This window comes from Micromonospora sp. NPDC047707 (assembly GCF_040704235.1).
Taxonomy (GTDB): Bacteria; Actinomycetota; Actinomycetes; order Mycobacteriales; family Micromonosporaceae; genus Micromonospora.
Window position 1 is genome coordinate 1 of record NZ_JBEYSU010000082.1, and the last position, 7,055, is coordinate 7,055.

At 67.9% G+C, this 7,055-nt stretch carries 3 protein-coding genes and 2 pseudogenes; 2 read left to right on the top strand and 3 right to left on the bottom strand.

Annotation, left to right across the window (positions count from 1 at the left end; translation table 11 throughout):
* The first annotated feature begins 117 nt into the window (after positions 1 to 117).
* Positions 118 to 3,222, top strand: coding sequence for a S8 family serine peptidase (locus tag AB0873_RS31345; RefSeq protein ID WP_366604323.1), 3,105 nt, complete (start codon positions 118 to 120; stop codon positions 3,220 to 3,222).
* 565 nt (positions 3,223 to 3,787) lie between these two features.
* Positions 3,788 to 4,485, top strand: a pseudogene (locus tag AB0873_RS31350) (transposase); the annotation flags it as partial.
* 101 nt (positions 4,486 to 4,586) lie between these two features.
* Here AB0873_RS31350 and AB0873_RS31355 read toward each other — a convergent pair.
* The 3 genes and pseudogenes from AB0873_RS31355 to AB0873_RS31365 all read right to left on the bottom strand — a co-directional run.
* Positions 4,587 to 4,904 carry a hypothetical protein gene (locus AB0873_RS31355; protein WP_366604324.1) on the bottom strand — a complete coding sequence of 106 codons (318 nt, stop codon included), beginning with the start codon at positions 4,902 to 4,904 and terminating at the stop codon, positions 4,587 to 4,589.
* Positions 4,901 to 6,328 (bottom strand): DDE-type integrase/transposase/recombinase, encoded by a 1,428-nt coding sequence (locus AB0873_RS31360; RefSeq protein ID WP_366604326.1) that lies wholly within the window; start codon positions 6,326 to 6,328, stop codon positions 4,901 to 4,903. Before AB0873_RS31360 ends, AB0873_RS31355 begins: the two co-directional genes overlap by 4 nt.
* 136 nt (positions 6,329 to 6,464) lie before the next feature.
* Positions 6,465 to 7,055: pseudogene (locus AB0873_RS31365) on the bottom strand (IS5 family transposase); the annotation flags it as partial.

Here is a 7,055-nt window from a genome sequence, read left to right on the forward strand (position 1 = left end):
CTGCTCACCTCGCCTCACGGCCGATCACTGTAGTTGACCGTCCATGAGGGACAGAACCACACGCCCGCCTAGATCATTCTGTTAGGAGTTCTAAGCCGGAACATCGGCAAGCTCCAGGTGGTTCCTGGCGATGCCGCCGCGCTAGTCGCGGCGGGCCGGCTGGACCCGCGCCTGTTCGACGTGACGAGCCTGCTCGCGCAAGGCTATGACGACACACGGCGGGCGGACCTGCCGCTAATCGTGCAATACCGGGCCGGCGCCTCGAAGACCACGATCGGCGCGGCGAAAACGGTTCGCCAATTGCCCAGTGTGAGTGGTGCGGCGGTGACCGTGCCCAAGAAGAACACGCTGGCCTGGTGGAGCACGATCGCTGGCGGCAATGCCGGAGTGGACAAGGTATGGCTGAACGGCCAGCGGCGGCTGACCCTGGACCGCAGCGCGGCGCAGATCGGTGCGCCGGCGGCGTGGCAGGCGGGCCTGACCGGTCGCCAGGTTCGGATCGCGGTCATCGATTCCGGCATCGACACCAGCCACCCGGACCTGGGCGAGAAGGTGGTGGCATCCGCCAACTTCACCGCGGATCCGGCCGGGGACCAGAATGGCCACGGTACGCACGTCGCGTCGATCGCGGCGGGCAGCGGCGCCGCGTCGGGCGGTCGGTACCGCGGAATCGCGCCTGACGCGCGGCTGCTGGACGCGAAGGTCTGCAACACGGGGGGCCGGTGCGCGGAAGACGCCATCCTCGCCGGCATGGAATGGGCCGCCGCCACCCAGGATGCCCAGGTCGCCAACGTCAGCATCGGCGGGACGGACACCCCAGGTATCGATCCGATCGAGCAGGCGGTGAACACGCTGTCCGCCCAGTACGGGACGTTGTTCGTCATCGCGGCCGGCAACTCCGGCCCGTCCGAGGCCACCGTGGAATCGCCGGGCAGCGCCGAGGCAGCGCTCACCGTGGCGGCGGTGGACCGGCAGGACACGACAGCCGAATTCTCCAGCCGCGGTCCCCGGACCGGTGACGGCGGACTCAAACCCGACATCGCCGCCCCCGGTGTGGACATCGTCGCCGCTCGGGCCGCCGGCACCGAGATCGGTGAGGTCGTCGATGAGCGCTACGTCACGGCGTCTGGCACGTCCATGGCCAGCCCGCACGTCGCCGGTGCCGCCGCGCTGCTGTTCCAGCAGCATCCTGACTGGACCGGCGAACAGGTCAAGGCCGCACTCATCGGCTCGGCCCGGACCACGGCCGGAGCCGGCGTGTTGGACCAGGGTGCCGGCCGGACCGACGTCGCCGCGGCGATCACTCAGTCGGTTACCGCCGGACCAGCGAGCTTGGGGTTCGGCATCGCACGATGGCCACACGAGGACGACCCGGTGCTGTCCAAGACAGTGACATACCGCAACACCGGATCCGTCGCCGTCTCACTCGACTTGGCGCTTGCGGTGTCCGGCCCGGACGCCCAGCCTGCACCGGACCAACTGTTCGCGGTGAACCCGAGCCGGGTAGTCGTGCCGGCCGGCGGCAGCGCGCAGGTGGTGGTCACCGCGGACACCCGGCCCATCCAGGTTCCGGTGGGCCGCTATGCTGGCCGGCTCGTCGCGACCGGTACCGGGGTGGTGGTGACCACGCCGCTTGCGGTGGAGAAGGAGGGCGAATACTACGACGTCGAGATCACCCATGTCGGCCGGGACGGCGGTACACCCGGCTCGTACGTCACCTTCCTGGACAGGATCGGCGACTGTGGTAGCGACGTCTTCTGTGGTGGCGTCGTCTTCGGCTCCGAAGCGAAATCCACGCTGCGATTGCCTCCCGGGCAATACACGCTGGCCGAGTTCAGCACCACCGCCGGAACAACCGACACGAGCCTGCTGATGCAGTTCGTGCTCGACGTCAGCCGCGACACTACGGTGACCGTGGACGCACGCCACGCCAAGCCGGTGGAGCTGGCCGTGCCGCGGGCCTCAGCCAAAATGATGGACTGGGACCTCATCGTCGCCCGCGACATGCGCCGACCCGACGCGGTGCTTTTCTACACCGTATCGGGGGACGACACCACGCCGCTGTTCACCGCCGACCTTGGCGGCCAACCGGCCGGCCAGGACAACGTGCTCAGCTTCATGACCGGCCGCTTCGCCGAACCGGGACCGGCCGGCGACTTCTTCGGCAGCCCGTACGAGTACCAGCTGGCCGACGGCGTATTCGGTCGACTGTTCACCGGCCTGCGGCTGCGACCGCACCCGGAGGACTTCGCCACGATCGACGCACACTACTCGGCCACCGGCGAGGGACGGGAGTTCAAGACCGGGCACTACGCACAACCGGCCACCGGCCGACCGGAGCTGATCAACTATCCCGCCGCTGGCTCCGCCAAGCGCCTGGCCGCCCCGCTGCCCTTCCACCGCACTGAGTATTTCCTCGCCAGGAACGTGCAGTGGAGGTCCAACATGACCCAGGGTGACCTAGAGACCGGTGCCACCGACTTCATCCTGGCCGAACGCGATTCCAAGGTTTACCAGCCGGGTCGCAGCTACCGAAGGACATGGAGCCAAGGCGTGTTCGGTCCACAGCTCGGCGAGCCACGCGAACTCGGCGGTCTTCCGTACGGTGTGACACGCCAGGGTGACAGGTTCAGCGCGGCCCTCGACCAGTTCGTGGACTCGGTACCCGGCCATGGCGGATCCTTCAGCAAACCCGTACCTGGGCGCACGCGCTTGTACCGCGACGGCCAGCTGATCAGGGAGCTGCCACACGCCGGCTCTCTCCACACCGACCTGCCTCCGGAGCCGGCGACCTACCGGCTGGAGATGACGGTGACGATGCCGGTCATCGAGGTATCAACCAACGTCACCACCGCGTGGACCTTCCGGTCCAGTCACGTGGACGAAAACCGGGCGGTGGCCCTGCCGCTGCTCGGCGTGCGGTACAGCCCGAAGCTGGACGATCGTAACCACGCCCGCCCCGGCAGCGGCTACCGCATTCCCGTGGAGATCTACCGGCAGCCGACAGCCGGATCCGCGGCCGTCGCGGACCTCACCGTCGAGGTCTCCTACGACGACGGTGGTACCTGGCACAAAGCGCCACTGACCCGGACCGGCGAGCGGTGGCTAGCTACCGTGGACAACCCGCCAGCGGGTGCGGTCTCGCTGCGCACCCAGGCCACGGACACGAACGGCAACCAGCTAGAACAAACCACCATCCGCGCATACGTCGTCAATGACTGATGTGAAAGACGACAACTAGAGTGGTACTCCGCGTCACCCTTTGAGTAGGCGTAGGCCCACACCGATGTCCAGTGGGGGCTTACGCCTACTGCGGAAATGTGTTTTCCAGCCGAGTCGGTCTGGAGGACTCGGCTCTGCGGCGGAGGGTGCGGGGTGGATGCCGCGGACGCGGAGCATGCGAACCGCCGCATGGTCGGTGATCAACAACGCCGGATCGGCCAGTGGCTGACGCGTTACCGCCGTCGGGAATCTAAACCGTGTGTCTTACGAGTCGGCGACAGCAACGCTGGCAGCAACGAACGCCGACCATGACAGTCGCCGACGGCTTCGCATGGACAAACGCCCGAGGTCGCGGACGGGCGTTCACACGTCCAGACGGAACGCACAGAGCTTGTTAGCGAGGCAGCGAGAAGGCAGCGCGAACCTCAATCAGGTCCGGTTCCGAACGTCAGGGAACTGACCGGGTCGCTGTGAGGTGGTCCACCTGTTGTGAGCGCCCGATGCCCCATGATGGGGCCGGGAGGAGTCATCACGATGGGTACCAGGCGGAGGCACGCCGGAGCAGATCATCCGCAAGCTGCGGGAGGGCGAGAAGCTGATCGGGCAGGGCTCGGGCTTGCCTGAGGTGTGTAAGCAGCTGGAGGTCTCCGGGGCGACCTGGCACCGGTGGGTGGCGCAGTACGGCGGGATGAAAGCCGATGACGCCACGCGGCTCAAGGACCTGGAACGGGAGAACGCCCGGCTGAAGAAGATCGTCGCCGAGCAGCTGCTCGACATCGACATGCTCAAGGAGTTGAACCGGGGAAACTGGTGAGTCCGGAGCGCCGCCGCCGCGCCGTGAGCGTGTTGCAGCAGCGCTTCGGAGTGTCCCAACGCCGGGCCTGCCGGGTGGTCGGGCAGCACCGTTCGGCGCCACGCCGGCCGGCCCCAGCCAGGCGTGATGCTGATGAGGTGCTGCGGGCCAGGCTGCGGCAGATCTCCGCGCACTATCCGCGGTGGGGCTGGCGCAAAGCCCACGCGATCGCCGCCCGCGAGGGGCTGGTGGTCAACCGGAAACGCACTCGCCGGCTGTGGCTCGACGAAGGGTTGAAACGGCCGCCCAGGGTGCGCAAGAGGCGCCGGGCCGGACCGGGCCGGCATCAGCGGATGCGCGCCTGTCGACCAGATCAGATGTGGGCCCTGGACTTCCAGTTCGACGTGACCGCCAACGGCAGGCAGGTGCGGTTCCTCAACGTCGTCTCAACGTTGTCTCAACGTCGTCTTATGTCGGGCTCCACTTGATGCGTGACGGATTGGTGTCAGATGTTGGGTGACACGTCCGGCTAGACGATCTTGCCTCTGTTGGTTGCCTGCGCCTCAGGGGATTAACCCGTGAGGCTGTTCTGGTAGCGGATCCACAGCCTCATGATCCATTCGTTGGAGCCTTCGGACGGTTCGGACGTCACGGGTGGTGTGGGGGCGGACTCCACGAGGTGCAGCAGGGTCCAGGCCAGTCCGAAGCAGTTGTCGTCTCCGAAGCATGTGGTGAGAAGTCGGGCCTCCTCGTCGGTGACGGGTGGGGTGATGGCGTGCAGCAGCTGTTGCCGCTTTTCGGGGTCGGCGTCGGCATGCTCTGAGTCGTCCTGCTCAGAGGGCAGCGGGCCGTGTTGGCAGAACTCTCGGACCTCGGCTCTGATCGTCACGGCTTCTCCTTGGGGTCAGGCTGTTTGCTCGCCGCATTATCGCCGGGTAGGCGTGGAGGTTCGGGTTTGCGGACCTTGAACCTGGCGATCGGCTTGGTCGTGGTGCGGGGCACCTCGGTGAGGAGCTGGTCGCCGTCGTGGATGCGGAAGGTGGTGTCGGCGGCTTCGACGGTGAGGGTGGCTCGGGCGTGGGTGATGCCGACGTGGATGCGTTGACCGGCGATGACGAGGGATCCTCGGCAGCTGACGCGGCGTTCGACCCGCACGGGTTCGGACGCCGGGGTGGGTGGTGGTCCGGCGGGGCGGGCATCGCGGATGCTGGTGGTCTCGGCCGGGGTGAGGGGGCTGGGCAGGCTGCGCAGTAGGACGCCGTCGGCGGTGATCTGCATGAGGCTGCGGTCGAGTCGGACGGTGACCCGTTGTCCGGCAAAGTGGTAACCGACGGGGTGTTGCCGGCCGGCGAGGCCGATGAGGCCGGTGGCGTTGACGAGCCGGTCGACCTCGATCGGGCCGCCGGCCTGGACGGGGCCGGTGGTGATCGGTGGTGGTCCGGCCGGTTGGCCATCATCGGCGAGGAGTTGGCGCAGGTGAGCGGGGGTGAGTCGGGACGGCACGGTCTTGAGCCTGACGCCGTTGATGAGCAGGTGAACGACGGTGGTGTCGGCCCACAGCGTGACCGGCAGCCCGGCTCGGGTGGGGCTGAGCCAGAACTGTTGCCCGCAGACGGTGAGGTTGCCCGAGGTGGGAACGAGGCGGGTGACCTCCACCGCCAGGCCGACGTCGTCGCTGGTGGCCGGCGCTGCGGTGACGGTGGACTGGCCGGCGGCGGGCCCAGGTGCCGCTGGTGCTGGTAGCGGCCGGCGGGGGGCGGGAATGGTGGTGGCCAGCGTTGGCGGCACCTGCAGCGGCAGCTGCTCCTCGGGCGGCTCAGCGGTGAACCGGTCGGCCGGGAACGCCATTCCGAGAGACTGGTGGGGCCGCTCGAAGTTGTATTCGTGCCGGAACACGTCGATGGCGGCCTGGGCCTCGTCCGGATCAGCCCAGACCTCGACGTCGTCGAGGAGTTCGCGTTGCAGGGTCTGGTGGAACCTCTCGACCTTGCCGATCGTGGTGGGTGAGCGGGGCTTCGTCAGCCGATGGGTGATGCCGTTCTCCCGGCAAATCCGATCAAACATCACCTCCCCACCACCGCGACCGAACCGGGCGGTGAACTGCTTGCCGTTGTCCGTGAGCACCTCATCGGGCACCCCGAACCGTTGCAGGGCCTCGGCGAAGGCCAGACAGACTGCCCGACCGGTGGCGCGGCGGACCACGGCGGCGATCACGCAGAACCGGGAGTGGTCGTCGACCCCGGTGACGACCTTGGCCTCACCGCCGTCAGCGAGCTGGATGCCGCCGACGATGTCCAGCTGCCACAGCTCCATCGGCCTGCCGCGTTCCCAGCGGCGGTAGTCCTCTCGCCGGCGCCGCCGAGGTGTCGGGTCGATCAGCCCGTGACGGACCAGCACCCGATAGATCGTGCTCAACGATGGGACGGGACTAGGCAGTGTCTTCAAAGGTTCACAGCCATTGCAGTAGCGCGGCGATGGTGACGGTGGCCTGGTACGAGGTGGCGGTCTTGTCGTAGCGGGTGGCGACACTGCGGCACTGCTTGAGTCGGTTGAAGCAGCGTTCCACGACGTTGCGGTGCTTGTAGAGCTGCTTGTCGAACGCCGGTGGGCGGCCGCCGCGGCTGCCTCGTCGGCGGCGGTTGGCCTGCTGGTCGGCGCGTTCGGGGATGGTGTGCCGGATGCCGCGTCGACGCAGGTCGACGCGGATCGCTTTGGAGCTATAGCCCTTGTCGGCGATGACGTGGTCCGGACGGACGCGGGGTCGGCCAGGTCCGGGCCGCCCGACACGGATCGCGGCCAGGACGTGGGCGAAGCGGCTGCAGTCGTTGACGTTGCCGCCGGAGAGCACGAAGGCCAGGGTGCGGCCGGCGCCGTCGCAGGCGAGGTGGACCTTCGTGGTCAGTCCGCCTCGGGATCGACCGAGGGCGTGATCTTGTGGTTCGTCCGTTTCTCGGCTCCCCCTTTAGCTCCAGCGGCGTGCTGGTGGGCCCGCACGATGGTCGAATCGACCGACACCAGCCAGTCGACATCGCCGGCGGCA

Coding starts and splice junctions, on each gene's coding strand:
- AB0873_RS31360 (WP_366604326.1), bottom strand. CDS start 6,328: ATGGAGCTGTGGCAGCTGGACATCGTCGGCGGCATCCAGCTCGCTGAC.